Source organism: Saccharothrix espanaensis DSM 44229 (assembly GCF_000328705.1).
Lineage (GTDB): Bacteria > Actinomycetota > Actinomycetes > Mycobacteriales > Pseudonocardiaceae > Actinosynnema > Actinosynnema espanaense.
In genome coordinates this window covers 1,851,378-1,869,213 of the sequence record NC_019673.1, presented here as the reverse complement: position 1 = coordinate 1,869,213, position 17,836 = coordinate 1,851,378, and the positions used below count along the sequence as shown (strand labels likewise).

At 72.4% G+C, this 17,836-nt stretch carries 21 protein-coding genes; 10 read left to right on the top strand and 11 right to left on the bottom strand.

Features of this window, described 5'->3' with window-relative positions:
• Positions 1 to 106: 106 nt before the first annotated feature.
• The 3 genes from dxs to BN6_RS08890 form a co-directional block, all read right to left on the bottom strand.
• On the bottom strand, positions 107 to 2,008 hold the full coding sequence (gene dxs / locus BN6_RS08900) for a 1-deoxy-D-xylulose-5-phosphate synthase (RefSeq protein ID WP_015099248.1): 1,902 nt from the start codon (positions 2,006 to 2,008) through the stop codon (positions 107 to 109).
• A 72-nt stretch (positions 2,009 to 2,080) separates the two neighbouring features.
• Positions 2,081 to 3,310 (bottom strand): class I SAM-dependent RNA methyltransferase, encoded by a 1,230-nt coding sequence (locus BN6_RS08895; RefSeq protein WP_015099247.1) that lies wholly within the window; start codon positions 3,308 to 3,310, stop codon positions 2,081 to 2,083.
• Positions 3,307 to 5,394: an APC family permease gene (locus BN6_RS08890; RefSeq protein WP_015099246.1), complete on the bottom strand. Its 2,088-nt coding sequence runs from the start codon at positions 5,392 to 5,394 to the stop codon at positions 3,307 to 3,309. Before BN6_RS08890 ends, BN6_RS08895 begins: the two co-directional genes overlap by 4 nt.
• On the opposite strand from BN6_RS08890, the gene BN6_RS08885 reads away from it, so the two are divergent.
• Both BN6_RS08885 and BN6_RS08880 read left to right on the top strand, forming a co-directional pair.
• Complete coding sequence (locus tag BN6_RS08885; protein WP_408005290.1) at positions 5,321 to 6,139, top strand: potassium channel family protein; 819 nt, start codon at positions 5,321 to 5,323, stop codon at positions 6,137 to 6,139. The two genes, BN6_RS08890 and BN6_RS08885, sit on opposite strands and share 74 nt — an antisense overlap.
• Position 6,140: 1 nt before the next feature.
• The gene (locus tag BN6_RS08880; RefSeq protein WP_015099244.1) at positions 6,141 to 6,797 is read left to right on the top strand and encodes a potassium channel family protein; all 657 of its coding nucleotides are present in this window, start codon (positions 6,141 to 6,143) and stop codon (positions 6,795 to 6,797) included.
• On the opposite strand, the gene BN6_RS08875 is transcribed toward BN6_RS08880, so the two are convergent.
• Positions 6,794 to 7,000, bottom strand: a complete 207-nt coding sequence (locus tag BN6_RS08875; protein WP_015099243.1) for a hypothetical protein — start codon at positions 6,998 to 7,000, stop codon at positions 6,794 to 6,796. The two genes, BN6_RS08880 and BN6_RS08875, sit on opposite strands and share 4 nt — an antisense overlap.
• 129 nt (positions 7,001 to 7,129) lie before the next feature.
• Here BN6_RS08875 and BN6_RS08870 point away from each other — a divergent pair, with 129 nt between their 5' ends.
• Both BN6_RS08870 and BN6_RS08865 read left to right on the top strand, forming a co-directional pair.
• Positions 7,130 to 7,969 carry a helix-turn-helix domain-containing protein gene (locus BN6_RS08870; RefSeq protein WP_231905149.1) on the top strand — a complete coding sequence of 280 codons (840 nt, stop codon included), beginning with the start codon at positions 7,130 to 7,132 and terminating at the stop codon, positions 7,967 to 7,969.
• Positions 7,966 to 8,154 carry a DUF397 domain-containing protein gene (locus BN6_RS08865; RefSeq protein ID WP_015099241.1) on the top strand — a complete coding sequence of 63 codons (189 nt, stop codon included), beginning with the start codon at positions 7,966 to 7,968 and terminating at the stop codon, positions 8,152 to 8,154. Before BN6_RS08870 ends, BN6_RS08865 begins: the two co-directional genes overlap by 4 nt.
• On the opposite strand, the gene BN6_RS08860 is transcribed toward BN6_RS08865, so the two are convergent.
• On the bottom strand, positions 8,135 to 8,503 hold the full coding sequence (locus tag BN6_RS08860) for a hypothetical protein (RefSeq protein WP_015099240.1): 369 nt from the start codon (positions 8,501 to 8,503) through the stop codon (positions 8,135 to 8,137). The two genes, BN6_RS08865 and BN6_RS08860, sit on opposite strands and share 20 nt — an antisense overlap.
• A gap of 244 nt (positions 8,504 to 8,747) precedes the next feature.
• On the opposite strand from BN6_RS08860, the gene BN6_RS08855 reads away from it, so the two are divergent.
• Both BN6_RS08855 and BN6_RS08850 read left to right on the top strand, forming a co-directional pair.
• Positions 8,748 to 9,941 carry an MFS transporter gene (locus BN6_RS08855; protein WP_015099239.1) on the top strand — a complete coding sequence of 398 codons (1,194 nt, stop codon included), beginning with the start codon at positions 8,748 to 8,750 and terminating at the stop codon, positions 9,939 to 9,941.
• On the top strand, positions 9,931 to 10,515 hold the full coding sequence (locus BN6_RS08850) for a TetR/AcrR family transcriptional regulator (RefSeq protein ID WP_015099238.1): 585 nt from the start codon (positions 9,931 to 9,933) through the stop codon (positions 10,513 to 10,515). The genes BN6_RS08855 and BN6_RS08850 overlap by 11 nt, the downstream gene beginning before the upstream one ends.
• A 55-nt stretch (positions 10,516 to 10,570) precedes the next feature.
• On the opposite strand, the gene BN6_RS08845 is transcribed toward BN6_RS08850, so the two are convergent.
• Both BN6_RS08845 and BN6_RS08840 read right to left on the bottom strand, forming a co-directional pair.
• The gene (locus tag BN6_RS08845) at positions 10,571 to 11,266 is read right to left on the bottom strand and encodes a DUF3159 domain-containing protein (RefSeq protein ID WP_015099237.1); all 696 of its coding nucleotides are present in this window, start codon (positions 11,264 to 11,266) and stop codon (positions 10,571 to 10,573) included.
• Positions 11,263 to 11,640, bottom strand: a complete 378-nt coding sequence (locus BN6_RS08840; protein WP_015099236.1) for an OB-fold nucleic acid binding domain-containing protein — start codon at positions 11,638 to 11,640, stop codon at positions 11,263 to 11,265. The genes BN6_RS08845 and BN6_RS08840 overlap by 4 nt, the downstream gene beginning before the upstream one ends.
• A gap of 107 nt (positions 11,641 to 11,747) precedes the next feature.
• Between BN6_RS08840 and BN6_RS08835 the strand changes: the two genes are divergently transcribed.
• Entirely contained in the window at positions 11,748 to 12,461 is a 714-nt protein-coding gene (locus BN6_RS08835; RefSeq protein WP_015099235.1) for an alpha/beta fold hydrolase, read from the top strand.
• 105 nt (positions 12,462 to 12,566) lie between these two features.
• On the opposite strand, the gene BN6_RS08830 is transcribed toward BN6_RS08835, so the two are convergent.
• Both BN6_RS08830 and dut read right to left on the bottom strand, forming a co-directional pair.
• Positions 12,567 to 13,196: a DUF3710 domain-containing protein gene (locus BN6_RS08830; protein WP_015099234.1), complete on the bottom strand. Its 630-nt coding sequence runs from the start codon at positions 13,194 to 13,196 to the stop codon at positions 12,567 to 12,569.
• Between the two features lie 5 nt (positions 13,197 to 13,201).
• Complete coding sequence (gene dut, locus BN6_RS08825; protein WP_015099233.1) at positions 13,202 to 13,669, bottom strand: dUTP diphosphatase; 468 nt, start codon at positions 13,667 to 13,669, stop codon at positions 13,202 to 13,204.
• Between the two features lie 24 nt (positions 13,670 to 13,693).
• Between dut and BN6_RS08820 the strand changes: the two genes are divergently transcribed.
• Positions 13,694 to 14,260, top strand: a complete 567-nt coding sequence (locus BN6_RS08820; protein ID WP_331712634.1) for a DUF3093 domain-containing protein — start codon at positions 13,694 to 13,696, stop codon at positions 14,258 to 14,260.
• Between the two features lie 276 nt (positions 14,261 to 14,536).
• On the opposite strand, the gene BN6_RS08815 is transcribed toward BN6_RS08820, so the two are convergent.
• Positions 14,537 to 14,836, bottom strand: a complete 300-nt coding sequence (locus BN6_RS08815) for a DUF4193 domain-containing protein (RefSeq protein ID WP_015099231.1) — start codon at positions 14,834 to 14,836, stop codon at positions 14,537 to 14,539.
• Between the two features lie 428 nt (positions 14,837 to 15,264).
• Between BN6_RS08815 and cei the strand changes: the two genes are divergently transcribed.
• Complete coding sequence (gene cei / locus BN6_RS08810) at positions 15,265 to 15,984, top strand: envelope integrity protein Cei (protein WP_015099230.1); 720 nt, start codon at positions 15,265 to 15,267, stop codon at positions 15,982 to 15,984.
• Positions 15,985 to 16,160: 176 nt separating this feature from the next.
• Here the strand turns inward: cei and BN6_RS08805 are convergent, their stop codons facing one another.
• Positions 16,161 to 16,958 carry an inositol monophosphatase family protein gene (locus BN6_RS08805; protein ID WP_015099229.1) on the bottom strand — a complete coding sequence of 266 codons (798 nt, stop codon included), beginning with the start codon at positions 16,956 to 16,958 and terminating at the stop codon, positions 16,161 to 16,163.
• Positions 16,959 to 17,052: 94 nt separating this feature from the next.
• On the opposite strand from BN6_RS08805, the gene ppgK reads away from it, so the two are divergent.
• Positions 17,053 to 17,814, top strand: a complete 762-nt coding sequence (ppgK, locus tag BN6_RS08800) for a polyphosphate--glucose phosphotransferase (protein ID WP_015099228.1) — start codon at positions 17,053 to 17,055, stop codon at positions 17,812 to 17,814.
• Positions 17,815 to 17,836: the final 22 nt, after the last annotated feature.

Here is a 17,836-nt window from a genome sequence, read left to right as displayed (position 1 = left end):
ACCCATCGCGTCCACCGCGCGTTTCGCTGGTCCGGCTGGGATCGCGGGACCCGGGACGGGCATCGCCGTCCGGGCCGCTCGCCGGTGCGGGAGGAAGGGTAGCCGGTTACTTCTCGACCCGGGCGTCGATTTCGGCGGGCTCGCCCGCCACCACCCACTCGGTGATCCGCCGGGCCACGTCCTGCGCGGTCAGGCCCAGGTCGGAGAGCACCTCGGCCCGCTCGCCGTGCTCGTGGAAGTCCTGCGGGATGCCCAGGTCGCGCAGCGGGGTCGGGACGCCCGCGTCGCGCAGCGCGGCGGCCAGCGCCCAGCCGAAGCCGCCGTGCCTGCCGCCGTCCTCGACGGTCACCACCAGGCGGTGCTCGCGCGCCAGCCCGACCAGGTCGGCGGGCACCGGGAACACCCAGCGCGGGTCGACCACCGTCACGCCGATGCCCTGGTCGGCCAGCCGCTGCCCGGCGGACACGCCGAGCCCGCCGAACGCGCCGACCGCGACCAGCAGGACGTCGGTCTCGCCGGAGCGGGCCAGCACGTCGACCGTGCCGAGGCGTTCCAGCGCCGGCAGGTCGTCGCCGACCGACGCCTTCGGGTAGCGCACGACCGAGGGCGCGTCGGCGATGGCGACGGCCTCGCGCAGCTCCTCGCGCAACGTCGCCGCGTCGCGCGGGGCGGCCACGTGGATGCCGGGGACCAGGCCGCAGATGGACAGGTCCCACATGCCGTGGTGGGACGCGCCGTCCGGGCCGGTGATGCCGGAGCGGTCGAGCACGACGGTGACGCCCTGCTTGTGCATGGCGACGTCCATCAGCAGCTGGTCGAACGCGCGGTTGAGGAACGTCGCGTAGATCGCGACCACGGGGTGCAGGCCGCCCATGGCCAGGCCCGCCGCCGACGTCATCGCGTGCTGCTCGGCGATGCCGACGTCGAAGCACCGGTCGGGGTGCAGGCCGGCGAACTTGTCCAGGCCCGTCGGTCCGCGCATGGCGGCGGTGATGGCGACGATGTCCGGGCGCTCGGTGCCGAGCACCGCCAGCTCGTCGGCGAACACGTGGGTCCACGTGCGCTTGGCGGGGGTGAGCGCCTCGCCGGTGATGGGGTCGATGACGCCGGTGGCGTGCATCTGGTCGGCCTCGTGGTTCTCGGCCGGCGCGTAGCCGTTGCCCTTGCGGGTGACGGTGTGCACGATGACCGGCCCGCCGAAGGACTTGGCGCGGCGCAGCGCGGACTCCAGCACGGGCAGGTCGTGGCCGTCGACCGGGCCGATGTACTTCATGCCGAGGTCTTCGAACATGGCCTGCGGGCTGAGCGCGTCCTTGATGCCGCGCTTGGCCGCGTGCAGCGCCGCGTACACCGGCTTGCCGACGAACGGCGCGCTCTGCAGGGCGTTCTTGCCGCGTTCGAGCGCGCGCTCGTAGGCGGGTTGCAGGCGCAGCGACGCCAGGTGGTCGGCCAGGCCGCCGATGGTCGGCGAGTAGGACCGGCCGTTGTCGTTGACCACGATCACCACGGACCGGTCGCGGCCGGCGGCGATGTTGTTCAGCGCCTCCCAGCACATGCCGCCGGTCAGCGCGCCGTCGCCGACGACCGCGACGACGTGGCCGCGCTTGCCGGTGAGCTGGAACGCCTTGGCCAGGCCGTCGGCGTAGGACAGCGCGGTGGAGGCGTGGCTGTTCTCCTCGACGTCGTGCTCGCTCTCCGAGCGCGACGGGTAGCCGGACAGGCCGCCGCGCTGGCGCAGGGTGTCGAAGTCGGCCCGCCGGCCGGTGAGGATCTTGTGCACGTAGCTCTGGTGGCCGGTGTCGAAGACCACCGGGTCGCGCGGCGAGTCGAAGACCCGGTGCACGGCCATGGTGAGCTCGACGACGCCCAGGTTGGGCCCGAGGTGGCCGCCGGTCCGGGAGACCTTGTCGACCAGGAACCGCCGGATCTCCTCCGCGAGCCGCACCAGCTCGTCGTGCTCCAGCCGTTTCAGCTCCGCCGGTCCGTGCACGGATTCCAGCAGCGTCACCGCTCCACCTCGCCCTGTGGTTGGCTTCCCCGATCGTCCGGTCAGTCTACGGACCACTGGCTGAGACGCCGCTCAGCGAACGGGCCGCAGCAGCGCCACGCATTCGACGTGGTGCGTCATCGGGAACGCGTCGAATGCCCTGAGCTGGGCCAATTCGTACCCGTGCTGGGCGAACGCGGCGATGTCGCGGGCCAGGGCGGCGGGGTCGCACGCGACGTAGACCACACGTGCGGGACGGCTGCGGGCGATGGCGGTGACGACGGTCCGGCCGGCGCCCTTGCGGGGCGGGTCGAGCACGACGACGTCGGGCGGCAGGTCGGTGAACTCCGGGGTGTCCAGCACGTCCTCGGTGCGGCCCGGGTGCCAGGAGACCTGGGGCAGGTCGGACAGGGTGAGCCGGCCGTCCTCGACCGCCCGGACCGACGACTCGACCACGGCCACCGCGCCCTGGTCGCCGACCTGCTCGGCCAGCACGGAGGCGAACAGGCCGACCCCGCCGTAGAGGTCCCAGGCGCGTTCGCCGGGTTGGCAGTCGGCCCAGTCGCGGACCACGCCGGCGAGCGTGTCGGCGGCGGCCGGGTGGACCTGCCAGAAGCCGTCGGCGCGCAGGTTCCAGGTCCGGTGGGCGGCCAGTTCGGTGGCGGTGCCGCTGCCCTGGCGGCGGCGGGCCGGGCCGGGCACCGGGCGGCCCCGGCGCACGACCGGCGGGCCGATCTCGGTGAGGTGGACCTGGCCGCCGGCGTCGCGGGTGACGACGAGTTCGGCCTTGGGCGGCCACGTGCGGTCGACCACGTCGTCGAGAGCGCCGGGCGCGGCGATGACGCAGTGGTCGACGGGGATGACGGTGTGGCTGCGGTGGGCGCGGAACCCGGCGCGGCCGTCCGGGCCGACGGCGAGCCGCATCCGGGTGCGCCAGTCCTCGGGGCCGCCGGGCAGGTCCTCGACGATCACCTCCCAGTCGAGCTTGGCCAGCCGGTGCAGCTGCTCGCTGACCACGGCGGCCTTCAGCTCGCGCTGGCCCTGCCACGAGACGTGCTGCCAGTCACAGCCGCCGCAGCGGCCGGGCCCGGAGAACGGGCACGGCGGTTCCACCCGGTCGGGTGAGGCCTGGAGCACCTCGACGGCGTCGCCCCGGCAGAACGAGCCGCCGGTGTCCTCGGTGATCCGGACCCGGACGCGCTCGCCGGGCAGCGCGTGCCGGACGAAGACCACGCGGCCCTCGTGCCGGGCCACGCAGTGCCCGCCGTGCGCTACCGCGCCGACCTCGACCTCGATCAGCCGCTGCTTCCAGGTGGCCGTCACTTGCCGTCCTTCTCGTCCGCGCCGCGCTGCTCGGGGCCGGGTTTGGCCGGTCCGGGCCGCGCGGAGCCGTCCCGGGCGGAACCCTCGCGGGTGGCGCCGCCGCGCTTGTCGAGGCCGCGCCGGATCGCTCCGGGCGCGACCACTTCCTTGTGCGTCACCTTGGTGGCCGAGGTGAGCTGCCACGGCACGCTGGTCACCATCACGCCGGGCTGGAACAGCAGTCTGCCCTTGAGCCGCAGCGCGCTCTGGTTGTGGAGCACCTGCTCCCACCAGTGACCGACCACGTATTCGGGGATGAACACCGTGACCACGTCGCGCGGGTTGTCCGTGCGGACCCGCCTGACGTAGTCGAGCACCGGTTTGGTGATCTCCCGGTAGGGGGACTCGATCACCTTCAGCGGCACCTTGAAGTCCTCCTTCTCCCAATCCTGCACCAGCCGCCGGGTGTCGGCGTCGTCGACGTTGACCGTGACGGCCTCCAGCACGTCCGGCCGGGTGGCCTTGGCGTAGGCGAGGGCGCGCAGGGTCGGCATGTGCAGCTTGGAGACCAGCACCATGGCGTGGTTGCGGGCGGGCAGCAGGCGCTGGCGCTCCTGCTGGCGCAGCTCCTCGGCGACCCGGTCGTAGTGCCGGCGGATCGCGGTCATCAGGGCGTAGATGGCGGCCATCGCGGCGATGGCGATCCAGGCGCCCTTGGTGAACTTGGTGATCAGCACGACGATCAGCACCGAACCGGTCATGACCAGGCCGAACGCGTTGATCGCCTGGGAGCGGCGCATCCGGTTGCGGGCGGTGGCGTCGGTCTCGGTCGCCAGCAGCCGGTTCCAGTGCAGGACCATGCCGGTCTGGCTCATCGTGAACGACACGAACACGCCCACGATGTAGAGCTGGATGAGCTTGGTCACCTCGGCGTCGAACGCGATGACCAGGATCACCGCGGCGCCGGCCAGGAAGACGATGCCGTTGCTGAACGCCAGCCGGTCGCCGCGGGTGTGCAGCTGGCGGGGCAGGTAGCGGTCCTGGGCGAGGATCGAGCCGAGCACCGGGAAGCCGTTGAACGCGGTGTTCGCGGCCAGCACCAGGATCAGCGCGGTGACCACGGTGATGAAGAAGAACCCGACCGGGAAGCCGTCGAACACCGCCGCCGCGATCTGCGCGACCATGGTCTTCTGCTCGTAGCCGTCCGGGGCGTTGACGAGCTGGTGGGCCGGGTCCTCGGCCATCTTCACGCCGGTCATCTGGGCCAGCACGATCAGGCCCATCAGCATGGTGACCGCGATCAGGCCCATGGCGAGCAGCGTGGTGGCGGCGTTGCGGGCCTTCGGCTTGCGGAACGCGGGCACGCCGTTGGAGATGGCCTCCACGCCGGTCAGCGCGGCGCAGCCGGAGGAGAACGCGCGCAGGACGAGGAACACGAACGCCAGCCCCATGAGGTGGTCGTCCTCGGCCCGCAGCTCCAGCCCGGCGCTCTCCGCGCGCAGGTCGTCGCCGAGGAACAGGCCGCGGAAGAGCCCGTAGCCGATCATCAGCAGGACGCCGATCATGAACGCGTAGGTCGGGATGGCGAACGCGGAGCCCGACTCGCGCAGTCCGCGCAGGTTGACGGCGGTGAGCAGGACGATCGCGACCACCGCGAACTCGACCTTGTGGGTGGCCACGAACGGGATCGCGGAGCCGATGTTCGCCGCCGCCGACGAGATCGACACGGCCACCGTGAGGATGTAGTCGACCAGCAGGGCGCTGGCCACGGTCAGCCCCGCCCGCGGCCCGAGGTTCACCGTCGCGACCTCGTAGTCGCCACCGCCGGACGGGTAGGCGTGCACGTTCTGGCGGTAGCTCGCGACGACCGTCAGCATGACGACGACGACCACGACCCCCACCCACGGTGCCATCGCGTAGGCGCTCAGCCCGGCCACCGACAGGACCAGGAAGATCTCCTCGGGGGCGTAGGCGACGGACGACATGGCGTCCGACGCGAACACCGGCAAGGCGATTCTCTTGGGGAGCAGGGTGTGCGCTAGTCGATCGCTCCGGAAGGGCCTGCCGACCAGGAGGCGCTTGGCCGCTGTTGCGAGCTTGGACACGGGTCGAAAGCGTAAGGGGTCAGGTCCCCTGGTCGGAGTAATCCTCGGTAGGTTCTCACCAGGCGTCGTTCAGGAGGCATTCGTGCACGTGGTGATCATGGGGTGCGGCCGGGTGGGCTCGTCCCTGGCCAAGGCCCTGGAACGCCTGGACCACCAGGTCGCGGTGATCGACAAGGACGCCCAGTCCTTCCGGAGGCTGGGCGCGGACTTCCACGGCCAGCACGTGGTCGGGAACGGGTTCGACCAGAAGGTGCTGATCGAGGCCGGCATCGAGCGCGCGGGCGCGTTCGCGGCGGTGTCCAGCGGCGACAACTCCAACATCATCTCGGCGCGGGTGGCGCGCGAGACGTACGGGGTCGAGGCCGTGGTGGCCCGCATCTACGACGAGAAGCGGGCGGCGGTCTACGAGCGGCTGGGCATCCCGACCGTGGCGACCGTGCCGTGGTCGACCGACCGGTTCCTGCGGATGCTGCTGCCCGAGGGCGCGTCCACGGCGTGGCGCGACCCGTCCGGCTCGGTGGCCGTGCTGCCGCTGGACCTGCACGAGGACTGGGTCGGGCACTCGGTGCGCGACTTCGAGGACGCCACCGGCTGCCGGGTGGCGTTCGTGATGCGCTTCGGCACCGGCGTGCTGCCGGACGCGAAGACGTTGTTGCAGGCAGACGACGTGGTGTACGTGGCGGCGTTGTCCGGGACAGTGACCGACGTGGCCGCCGCGGCGGCTCAGGCGCCCGAGGAGGGCTGACGTGCGGATCGCCATTGCCGGGGCCGGCGCGGTGGGCCGGTCGATCGCGGCGGAGCTGGTGGCCGACGGGCACCAGGTCATGCTGATCGAGCGGGACCGGGCGCACTTCGAGCCGCACACCGTGGAGCAGGCCGAGTGGGTGCAGGCCGACGCGTGCGAGCTGTCCTCGCTGGAAGACGCCGGGATGCAGCTGTGCGACGTGGTCATCGCGGCGACCGGGGACGACAAGGTCAACCTCGTGGTGTCGCTGCTGGCCAAGACCGAGTTCGCGGTCAAGCGGGTCGTGGCGCGGGTGAACAACCCGACCAACGAGTGGCTGTTCACCGAGTCGTGGGGCGTGGACGTCGCGGTGTCGACGCCGCGGATCTTGTCGGCGCTGGTGGAGGAGGCCGTGACGGTCGGCGACGTGGTGCGACTGATGACGTTGCGGCAGGGCCAGGCGAACCTGGTCGAAATCACCCTGCCGGCGGACACCCCGTTGGGCGGGGTCGCGGTGAACACGCTGCGGCTGCCGCGCGACGCGGCGCTGGTGACGATCCTGCGCGGCGGGCGGGTCATCGTGCCCACGCCGGACGACACGCTGGAGGGCGGCGACGAGCTGCTGTTCGTCGCGGCGGCGGACGTGGAGCAGGAGATCAGGTCCGCGCTGGGCTACTAGCCGGCGGGGTGCCGGTCGGCGGGGCGGTGGTCGGCAGGGGTGCCGGCCAGCCCTGCGTCGGCGAGCACGCCGACCAGCTTCGTCGCGCCGGCCGGGGTGAGGAACAGGTAGGAGTCCTCCCCCAGGCCGATCTCGACCTGCCCGTCTGGCGCGACGGTGCACTTCACGGCGGTGTCACCGTGCACGTCGATGCTGGCGGACACCCTGGCCGATCCCATTCCGATGAACATAGATTCAGACTAGCCAGATATATAGCGGGCACCAGTCGCACGATCGAGTGATTGCTGTACGGAGATTCAGAGCGGAAGACTGGGGCCATGCCCACTTCAGCAGTGATCGACGCGTGGGAACTCGGGCTCCGGCTCCGCGAACGGCGCGAGCAGCTCGGCCTTACGGTGAGCGCTGCGGCGAAGGCCATCGGCACCGCCCAGCCGAATCTCTCCGCGATCGAGAACGGCAAGCGCAAGATCACCCAGCGCAACCTCGCCGGCCTGGTCGAGCTGTTCGAGATGAGCGAGCCCGAAGCCGCCGAGTTCGACCGCCTGCGGATCGGCGCCGAGCACCGCGACTGGTACCACCAGTACGCCGGACTGTTCAACGACGACTTCCTGCGTCACCTCGGACTGGAGCATGGTGCGAGTGCCATCCACGCCTTCGAGAGCTGTTTCATCCCAGGCATTCTGCAAACGCGCGACTACGCTCACGCGCTCTTCCGCAGCGGATCGCCCTACGTCCGGCTGACCGAAGTCGAACCACGATTGGAAGCCCGCATGGTCCGGGCCGCCCGATTGGACGGTGCCGAGCCGCTGTCGCTCTTCGCCCTGCTGAGCGAGGCCGCGCTGCGCCAGCGGATCGGCGGCCCGGAGGTGATGCGCGCGCAACTCGACCACCTCGCCGCCGCCATCGGGACCAGGGACAACGTCGACGTGCGGGTGCTGCCGTTCGAGGCAGGCGCATACCCGGCGCTCGGCGGGGCCTTCTACGTGATGTCGTTCGCCTCACCCACGCTACCGGCGGTCGTGTACCAGGAGACGTTGACCTACAACACTTTCATCGACCAGCGCCACCATGTGCGCGAGTACACTGTGGCATTGGCGGAGACGACTGAGCAGGCACTCGATTCAGCGGACTCGCTCGCACTCATCAGAAGCCTGTCCGAGGGGATGAAATGACCCAGGCCAAATGGCGGAAGAGCAGTCTGAGCAACCAGGTCAACGCGTGCGTTGAGGTTCTGCTCACCCGACAGACGTCCGGCGTGCGGGACTCCAAGAACGCTTCCGGCGCGGTTCTCGCCTTTCCGGTCGCGAGCTTCGCCGCCTTCCGCGATTCGGTGAAGGTCAGCCGCACGACGCCGTGATGGTCACCGACGTCCGGAACGGCGTGACGGCGCGGAACGTGTTGGTGGCGGTGCCCAGGCACGCGTAGGTCGTGACGCCCACGCCGTTGGCGAGCGTGTACCAAACACCGGTGTTCGGGTCGACTCGCTGGATCGCGACCTCGTCGTCGCTGATGGTCACCGGTTCCCCGCCGGGCACTCCTCGGCAGATCGTGTGGCCACGGCCGGTGATCGTGCTCCCGGACTGGCTCACGGTGGCCTTCGGCGAACAGGTCGCCGCCGTCGCCGCCGGTGCGGCGACCACGGTCAGACCGGCGACCGCCACCACACCTACGACCCCGGCCAGGGCTCGGGACAAGAACACCGACATGACGAACCCCCGGTTCGTGGAGCGGACCAGCCGACCGGATCAGAGTAGGTATTCGACCCCGCTCGGCACTCCTCTCCGACGCACGGACCTTCGCACCCGTTCGGGGTAGCGGCCCGCCGTCCTCGAAGGATCGGCGTCCCGTTCCGCCGTGTGGCCTGTGGGGTGGCTCTCTTCGGCGTGCGGTCGGGAGCCTGCGGCGGCTAGAAACTCTAACGAGTGTTCAATTTTCTCGTCGGGGGGTTCGGTGGCGTACCTGGGGTTGTTCGCGGCACGGGGCGCGGTCGCCTTCACGGCGGCGGGGTTCTTCGCGCGGTTGCCGTTGGCCATGACGGGCATCGGGGTGATCACCATGCTGTCCCGGCAGCGCGGCGAGTACGCGTTGGCCGGAGGGGTCGCGGCGAGCCTCACGCTGGCGATGGCCGTGCTGGGACCACAGGTCTCGCGGCTGGTCGACCGGCACGGGCAGCGGCGGGTCCTGCTGCCCGCCGCCGGGATCGGGGTGGGCGCGCAGGGTGCGCTGATCCTGGGCGCGCACCACGGCGCGCCGGCGTGGGCGTTGTTCGCGTGCGCGGTGCCGGCCGGGTGCGCGCCGAACATGGCGGCGATGGTCCGGGCCCGCTGGGCCCACCTGTACCGGGGGACACCGGCGCTGCACACCGCGTTGTCGTTCGAGTCCGTGGTGGACGAACTGACTTTCGTCGTGGGACCCGCGCTGGCCGTGGCCCTGTCGACCACCGCGTTCCCGGAGGCCGGCCCGCTGGTCGCGGTCGTGCTGCTCGCCGTCGGCGTGCTGTGGTTCGCGGCCCTGCGCGGGACCGAACCGCCGGTGCGGGTCGACGGCGACAGGCGCGGGCGGTCGGCGATCCGGGATCCCGGGGTGGCGCTGTCGGCGCTCGTCCTGCTCGCCGGCGGGGTCATCGTGGGGACGGTCGACGTGGTGAGCGTGGCGTTCGCCCACGCCCAGGGCCAGCCCGCGGCGGCCGGGATCGTGCTGTCCGCCTACGCGGTCGGGTCGGCGGTGGCCGGGCTGGTGTTCGGGGCGGTCCGGACGCGGTGGCCGCTGCCCCGCCTGCTGGTGCTCGGCACGGCCGGCACGGCGTTGACCACGGTGCCGTTCCTGGTCGTCTCCGACGTGCTCGGGCTGTCGGTGGCGGTGTTCGCGGCCGGGGTGTTCTTCGCCCCGACGATGATCGTGGTGCTGGGGCTGGTGGAGCGGATCGTCCCGCCCGCGCGGCTGACCGAGGGCATGACGTGGGCCGTCACCGGTCTCAGCGGCGGGGTCGCGGTCGGCGCGGCGCTGTCCGGGCGGGTTGTGGACGCGTTCGGGGCCGGCGGCGGGTTCGCGGTGGCCATCGGGGCCGGGGCGGTCGCGGTGGTGATCGCCGCCGTCGGGCGGCCGGTCCTGGCCCGGGTATCGTCGCGGGCCGGTGACGCGTGACGGGAGCGGGGCGCTGGAGCAGCCGGTCGACGGGCGCAGGCTCAAGGGCGAGCGCCGCAAGAAGGAACTCATCGAGGCCACGCTGCGGGTGGTCGCCCGGGACGGGGTCGCGGGCGTCAGCCACCGGACCGTGTCCCGGGAAGCGGGCCAGCCCGCCACCGCCGCCGCGTACTACTTCGCCGGCATCGCCGACCTGCTGACCGCCGCGCTGACCGCGTGCATGGACGAGGACGCCGAGCGGATGCGGCGGCTGGCCGACGCCTCGGCCGCCGGGGCGGACGGGGTGCGGGCGCTGGCCGAGCTGATGGCCCGGGTGGTCCGCGACCCGGGCCGGCTGCTCGCCGAGTACGAGCTGTACCTGCTGGCGGCCCGCGACGAGGCGCTGCGCGGCCCCACCGGGCGGTGGCTGGACGCGGTGGCCGGGTTCGTCCGCCGGCACACCGACGACCCCGCCCGGGTGGACGTGGCCGTGGCGGCCGTGGACGGCCTGCTGCTCCAGGCCCTGCTCACCGACGTCGTGCCCACCGCCGACCGGTTCGAGGCCGCGCTGCGGGTCGTGCTGCCCAAGCCCTAGTGGCCTGCCCAAGCCTTATTGGCCTGCCGAAGCCCTGGTGGCCCGGCCGGAGCCGCTAGTGCTCGTCGGCGGTGCTCGGCCGCTGCGCCCGCAGGCGCTCCTCGGCCTCGCGGTTCTCCTCGTCCTCACGGGCCTGCGCGGCCTTGAGGCGGCGGTCCGACCGGCGGACCGCCCACACCGTGGCGATCAGCGCGATCGCCATCAGCGGGTAGCCCATGGCCAGCTTCGCGGCGGCCAGCCAGCCCACCGACGCCTCGTCGTAGAGCCAGCGCTGCACCACGAACCGGGAGCCGAACACCAGCGCCCACACCAGGGTCGCGATGTCGTAGTCGCGGACCGACGCGCGGTCCTTGCGCCACGCCGTGCCCTGGCCGTTGAGGAAGCTCCAGATGACGCCCGCGAGCGGCCAGCGGATCAGGATCGACCCGAGGAACACGCCGCCGTAGACGAGGCTCTGCCAGATGCCGAACAGGAAGAAGCCCTTGGCGTCCCCGGTCCGGTAGGCGATGAAGGCCGCGATGCCCACGCCGAAGACCGCCGAGACGGCCGGTTGCACCGAGCCCTTGCGCATGGCCAGGACGATGCCGATCACCACGGCCGACGCCAGGGACGCCCAGATCGCGGGCATCAGCCCGGCGAACGCGTTCACCAGGACGAAGACCACCACGGGCAGCGAGGAGTACAGCAGGCCGCTGACGCCGCCCATCTGCTCCAGCAGGGTCGGCTGCTTCTCGGTCGGAGTCGTCGTCATGAAGCGTTCTGCAGCTCGTAGTAGGGGTTGTAGAGCACTTTGCGCCCGTCCCGCACGGCGATGCGGCCGCGCGCCTTGATCGTCCTGCCCGGTTCGATGCCCGCGATGCGCCTGCGGCCCAGCCAGACCAGGGTGACGCCCTCGGTGCCGTCGTACAGCTCGGCCTCCAGGGTCGCGGCGGCGTCCCGGGGGCACAACTCCACGCTGCGCAGCCTGCCGAGCACCGTCACCTCCTCGCCGGACTTGCAGTCACACGCGCGGACGGCTCCGACCTCCTCGGCTTTTCGCGAGAGGTCGTCGGCGTCCAGCTCGCTGACGTCGGTGGTCAGCCGACGCACGAGGCGGCGCCAGTAGCCGCCCCCAGTTGTGGTCATCCCCGACTCCTGGGTGCATCCGGGGGCCTCGACAGCGAAGCCCGTCCACGGGCCAGCGTAACCGGGTACACCCGATCGGGTATCCGGCTGGGGGAGGATGTCAAACCATGACTTCGACCGACGTCGCACCCACTTTCGTCGTGCTGCCGGGGACGGCGTCCGACGAGGTGTTCGTCCGGTCCGCGTTCGCCGCTCCGCTGGCGTCCTCGGGGTTCGGGCTGGTCGCGCCCCGGTCGCGTTCGGTGGCCGAGCACTTCGCCGCGCTGGACGCCGCGTGGCGGGGAGAACCGCTGGTCGTGGGCGGTGTGTCGCTGGGCGCGCACATCGCGGCACGGTGGGCCGCGCGGCACCCGCGACGGTGTGCCGGGGTGCTGGTGGCGCTGCCCGCGTGGGTGGGGCCCGCCGGGGACGCCCCGGCGGCGCTGGCGGCGGCGGCGAGCGCGGCCCTGGTTGACAGTGAAGGATTGGCCGCCGCGGTGGCGGGCGTCGACGGCTGGGTGGGCGCGGAACTGCGCCGCGCGTGGCCCCGGTACGGCGACCGCCTGGCGGACGTGCTGCGCGAGGCCGCCGGGTCGGCCGCGCCGACGCTCGACGAGCTGCGCGGGCTGGCCGTGCCGGTCGGGATCGCCGCGTGCGCCGACGACCCCGTGCACCCGCTCGCGGTGGCCGAGACCTGGCTGGACGCCCTGCCCCGGGCGGCGCTGAAGACGACGTCGCTCGACGCGCTCGGCACGGACCGGTCGGCGCTGGGCCGGGCCGCGCTCGACGCCTACCTCGCCGCCGCCTCCGGCCGCCGGTCACCGCCAGACCCGATCGGGTGAGAACGGGGACCACGCTGCCGATGTACCCCGGGCGGGTGAGGTCGGGACGCCTCGCGGGTCCGGCGCGGACCGGGAACCTCCGGCCGCGCCGCACCCGAGTCCCGCCTAGCCCTGCTGTTGCTGCTGGGCGGCGATGTGCCGGGCGATCGCCTCCGGCAGCTCGATCGGCAGCGGGGTGCGAACCGGCATCGGCCGGTCGCCGCGCACCACCACGGTGTCCCGGACCAGGTCGTAGAGCGCCTCGACGGCGCGCTCCGACTGCTCCTCGGACGGCGCGGCGGCGACGCCCCGCAGCATCCAGCGGTGGCCGTCCACGCCGACGAAGCGCAGGTGCACCTCGTCGTTGCGGGCCGAGATCTCCTCGCCCCAGACGCCGTTCTCCCGGTTGATCCGGAAGCCGTCGCCCTTGAGCTGCGCGATCAGCTCGGCGCCGACCTCGGGCCAGAGCTTGTCCGACTTCGGCGCGGCGAACGCGCTGACGGTCAGCTGGCCCACCGGGGTGAGCAGGTGCACCGCGCGCACCTCGCCCGCCGGGTCCATCTCGACCTGCAGCTGGGCGCCGTCGGGCACCGGCAGCCGGATCGAGCCGAGGTCGAGGCGGGTCAGGCCGTCGTCGGGGGCCTCCCCGTCGTCGAACGGCCCCTCCTGCGGGCCGTCCTCCGGGAACTCGGCCTCGGGTTGCGCCGTCCCCCGGTTCGCGGAGTGCCTACCGCGCTTGCGGCGCTTTCCGAACATCGCCTTTACCCCTCCGTCCGGGCGAGCACCTCGTGCCCGCCTGTAGAGCCGTAGCCGCCCGCGCCCCGGTCCGAGTCGGGCAGGTCGTCGACCTCGCGGAACACCGCGTGCTCGACCTTCTGCACCACGAGCTGGGCGATCCGGTCGCCGCGGGTGAGCACGATCGGCGCGCGCAGGTCGTGGTTGACCAGACATACCTTGATCTCGCCCCGATAGCCGGCGTCGATCGTGCCCGGGGTGTTCACCACGCTGAGCCCCACCCTGGCGGCCAGGCCGCTGCGCGGGTGCACGAACGCCGCGTACCCCTCGGGCAGCGCGATCGCGATGCCGGTGCCCACCACCTCGCGCTCGCCCGGCCCGATCACCACGTCGGTGGTCGTCACCAGGTCCGCGCCCGCGTCACCCGCTCTGGCGTAGGACGGGAGCGGGACGGACGGATCGAGCCGGGACAGCAGGACCTCGACGCTGGGCACGGCGCGCGAGACTACCCTGGTGGCGTGAGCGAGAGTGCTGTGACCGCCCCGACCACGTTCCGCGAGCGGCTGTTCGTCCCCTGGTGGGGTTGGCTGCTGCCGCTGGCCGCCGCGGTGCTGCTGGCCGCGGAGATCCACATGGGCTTCCCGGGCGTCCGGTCGTGGCTGCCGTACGTGGTGACCGTGCCGCTGGCCGGGCTGCTGGTGTGGCGGATGGGGTCGCTCAAGGTCGAGGTGTCCGGCGGCGAGCTCAAGGTCGGCCAGGCGCACATCCCGCTCGGCCTGCTGGGCGAGGTCGAGGTGTTCGACGCCAAGACCAAGCGCAAGGCGATGGGGCCGTACCTGGACCCGGCGGCGTTCGTCGCGCACCGCGGCTGGATCGGGCCGATGGTGAAGATCACCCTGGAGGACCCGGCCGACCCGACGCCGTACTGGCTGTTCAGCGTGCGCTCGCCGGAGAAGTTGGCGGCTGCCCTGAAGGACAAGGGACTGAAAGACGAGCGTCTGAAGGACGAGGACCTGAAGGGCGACGATCTGGGAGACGTCGGCCGGAAGGACGTGGACCGGACCGAGTCGGACCTGAAGGGGTGAACCTGAACGGGTGAACCCGGAAGTGGTGTTCGGAGGTGGTGCCCCGGACCCGGCTCGGCAGCGGGGGTCGAGGGGTCCGGCGGCGGCCCGAGGACGCTGCGTGAGCATCACGCCCGAGGGCACAGCCGACGGAAGGTGTTCGTTGCGTCACACCCCGCACTGGAGCGGGGTGGTCTGCGGTCGTGGTGGCCAATACGTCCGGGCGCTACCCCGGCGGTGGGGTGAGCGCCCAGGAACGGGTCGTCGCCGATCGGTCAGTCGGTCTGTCCGCGCTGGTCAGGCACAGTCGCGGCAGATGTACTGGCCGTTGACTTCTTCGGCGAGGCGGCTGCGGTGGTGCACGAGGAAGCACTTCGAGCACGTGAACTCGTCCGCCTGCTTGGGCAGGACCTTGAACGTCAGTTCCTCACCGGACAGGTCGGCGCCCGGCAGCTCGAAGTTCTCGGCAGACGCGTCCTCGTCGACGTCGACGACCCCGGACTGTGTTTCATTGCGCCGCGCCTTGAGCTCCTCGAGGGAGTCCTCAGCGAGCTCGTCTGCCTCGCTGCGACGCGGTGCGTCGTAGTCGGTCGCCATCTTCTTTCACCCCTGCGGTCAACGGAGACTGTTCGTGTCGCTGGTTAACGCACCAGCGCCCCTGTTTGTGCCCTCCGTCCCCAGTGACGGAGGTCTCGCCCGCGCGGCCGGGCGCCAACCCCCTGTACGTCGACGCATCAGGTGTCCGGGAGCGCGCGGAGCGCCGAGAGGGTAGCTCATCGCACGGGGTGGCGTGCACCGGGTTCCCCCTAATTGAGCAGACGGGTGACAGGACCTTCCCACGCAGGCCCGATAGGCTTTGGGTAGGGCCACCCGCCCGTCAGCGACCGAGTAGCGCCGCGCCGGTGCCGCACTGACCGTCCGCTACCGGGTGATTGCGGCCCGCAACAGCCGGCCCCGGGACGCGGAATCGCGGGGCGCGGCCTAGCCTGATCACAACAGCACTACGCCAGGGGAGGTCGGCGGACGTGGGACCCGGTTCGGGGAGTGGCGGGTCGTCGCGGTACCGGAAGCGGCGGCCGGTGCCGGCGCTGGTGCTGTTCGTCGTACTCGCGGTGACGGCCGTCGTGGTGTGGAACCGCGTGCTGGCCGACGCGGGCGACGTGGATGCCGCCATCAGGTGCAACACCCCTGGCAGCGCCCCTTCGACAGCGGCGCCGCCGGAGGGCGGCGCGGCGCCCGCCGGTACGCCGGCGGCGATGGGCTCGGTGCTCGGGCACGACGCGCTGGACCGCACCGAGCCGGTGCCCGCCGGCAGCGTCCAGTTCCGCGTGTTCAACGCCAGCACGCAGCGCAACCAGGCGAAGTTCGTGGCCACGACGCTGACCGAGCTCGGCTTCAAGCAGGCCGGCGAGCCGGGCAACGACCCGGTCTACCCGGCGCAGGACATGACCTGCCGCGGCCAGCTCCGCTTCGGCGCGCCCGGCGCGGGCGCGGCCCGGACGCTGAGCCTGATCGAGCCGTGCCTGGAGCTGGTCCGCGACGAGCGCCAGGACGCCACCGTGGACATCGCGGTCGGCAAGAAGTTCAGCGAGGTCAAGCCGAACCACGACGCGCGCAAGGTGCTCGACCAGCTCGCCACCTGGGCCGAGCAGCAGCCCGACCGGCAGGGCGGGCAGGTCTCCGAGCCCAGCACGCCGTCGGTCAACGCCGACAACCTCCTGGCCGCGCGGGACGTGCACTGCTGACCTCCGCCGCGCGACGCCGGGTCCGCCGGCGTCGCTTTGTGTGAGGTGTGTGACGCCCGCGGTCGACGGGAAGTGCCGACCGCCCACCCGAATCACCCGTCCGGGTTAGTGGTTTCGGGTGATGTTCGGGCGGCGGAGGGCCGTTGGCGGCTCGGCGGTGGCTCGGCGGCGGTGGCTCAGACCTTGCCGAAGCCGTGCGTGACGAGCGCGTCGAAGAGGGCGTCGGCGATGCCGGGGGCGGCGGCGAACGTGGCGTCCGCGCCGAGTTCCGGGGCTGCACCGGGCAGGTGGACGACCGCGCCCGCCTCCCGGGCCAGCAGCCCGCCCGCCGCCCAGTCCCAGCGGCCCAGGGCGTGCTCGGCGTAGGCGTCCAGCCGGCCCGCCGCCACCGCGCACAGGTCCAGCGACGCCGCGCCCGCCCGGCGGATGTCGCGCAGGAGATCCGCCAGACCCGCCCAGGTCTCCGCCTGGCGCTTGCGGCGGTCGGCCCGGTAGGCGAACCCGTAGCCGAGCAGCGAGACGTCCAGGCGGGTCGCCCGGGACACGGTGAGCCGGCGGCCGTCCAGCCACGCGCCCGCGCCGGTCGCCGCCGTCCAGACCCGGCCGCTGTCCGGCTCCACCACGGCCGCCGCCACCGAGACGCCGTCGACCTGCGCGGCGATCGACACGGCGTAGTGCGGGATGCCGTACAGGTAGTTGACCGTGCCGTCGATCGGGTCCACCACCCAGGTCAGGCCGTCGACCGCGTCGCCGCCCTCCTCCTCGCCGATCACCGGCTCACCGGGCCGCAGCTCCGCCAGCCGCCGGCGCACCAGCTGTTCGGACGCGCGGTCGGCGGCGGTCACCACGTCGGTGACGGTGCTCTTGGTGTCGACCTCCGAGACGGCCGAGGACCGCATGGTCTGCACGAGGTCGCCCGCTTCGCGGCCCACCTGCACCGCGACGTCGACCAGCGCGCGTGGATCGAACTGCACCTGTTCCTCCTCGGTCACTCACCCGGGACTATCGGAGACTCGCAGGCTAGTGTCTTCGGCCACGGTTACTGAATCGAGCAGGAAGGCCACCGGGATGGGCAATACCCGCGGGTTCGGCGTGGACATCGGCGGCTCGGGCATCAAGGGCGGACTGGTGGACCTGGAGGCGGGAGCGCTGGACGGCGAGCGCCTGCGCATCCCCACGCCACAGCCTTCGACGCCGGACGCGGTCGCCGAGGTGGTCGCCGAGATCGTCGAGAAGTTCGGCTGGGAGGGGCCGCTCGGCGTCACCCTGCCCTGCGTGGTCAAGCACGGCGTCGCGAGCACCGCGGCGAACGTGGACAAGGGGTGGATCGGCACGGACGCCGCGGCGCTGTTCGCCCACCGGCTCGGCCGCCCGGTCGAGGACGTCGTGGTGCTCAACGACGCCGACGCCGCCGGGATCGCCGAAATGCGGTTCGGCGCCGGCAAGGGCCGCGACGGGCTGGTGGTCCTGCTGACCTTCGGCACCGGGATCGGCAGCGCGCTGTTCCTGGACGGCAGGCTGGTGCCCAACACCGAGTTCGGCCACCTGGAGGTGGACGGCCACGACGCGGAGACCCGCGCGGCGGCCTCGGTGAAGGAGGACAAGGGCCTGACCTGGGCGGAGTGGACGCCGCGGGTGTCGCGGTACCTGGGCGTGCTGGAGAACCTGATCTGGCCGGACCTGGTCATCGCGGGCGGCGGGGTCAGCAAGAAGGCGGAGAAGTGGCTGCCGCTGCTCGACGTGCGCACCGAGGTGGTCGCGGCGGCGCTGAAGAACGACGCGGGCATCGTCGGCGCGGCCGTCGCGGCGGCGCGCGGTCCGCGGCCCTGAGCGACGCGGCGCGGCGCGGGGG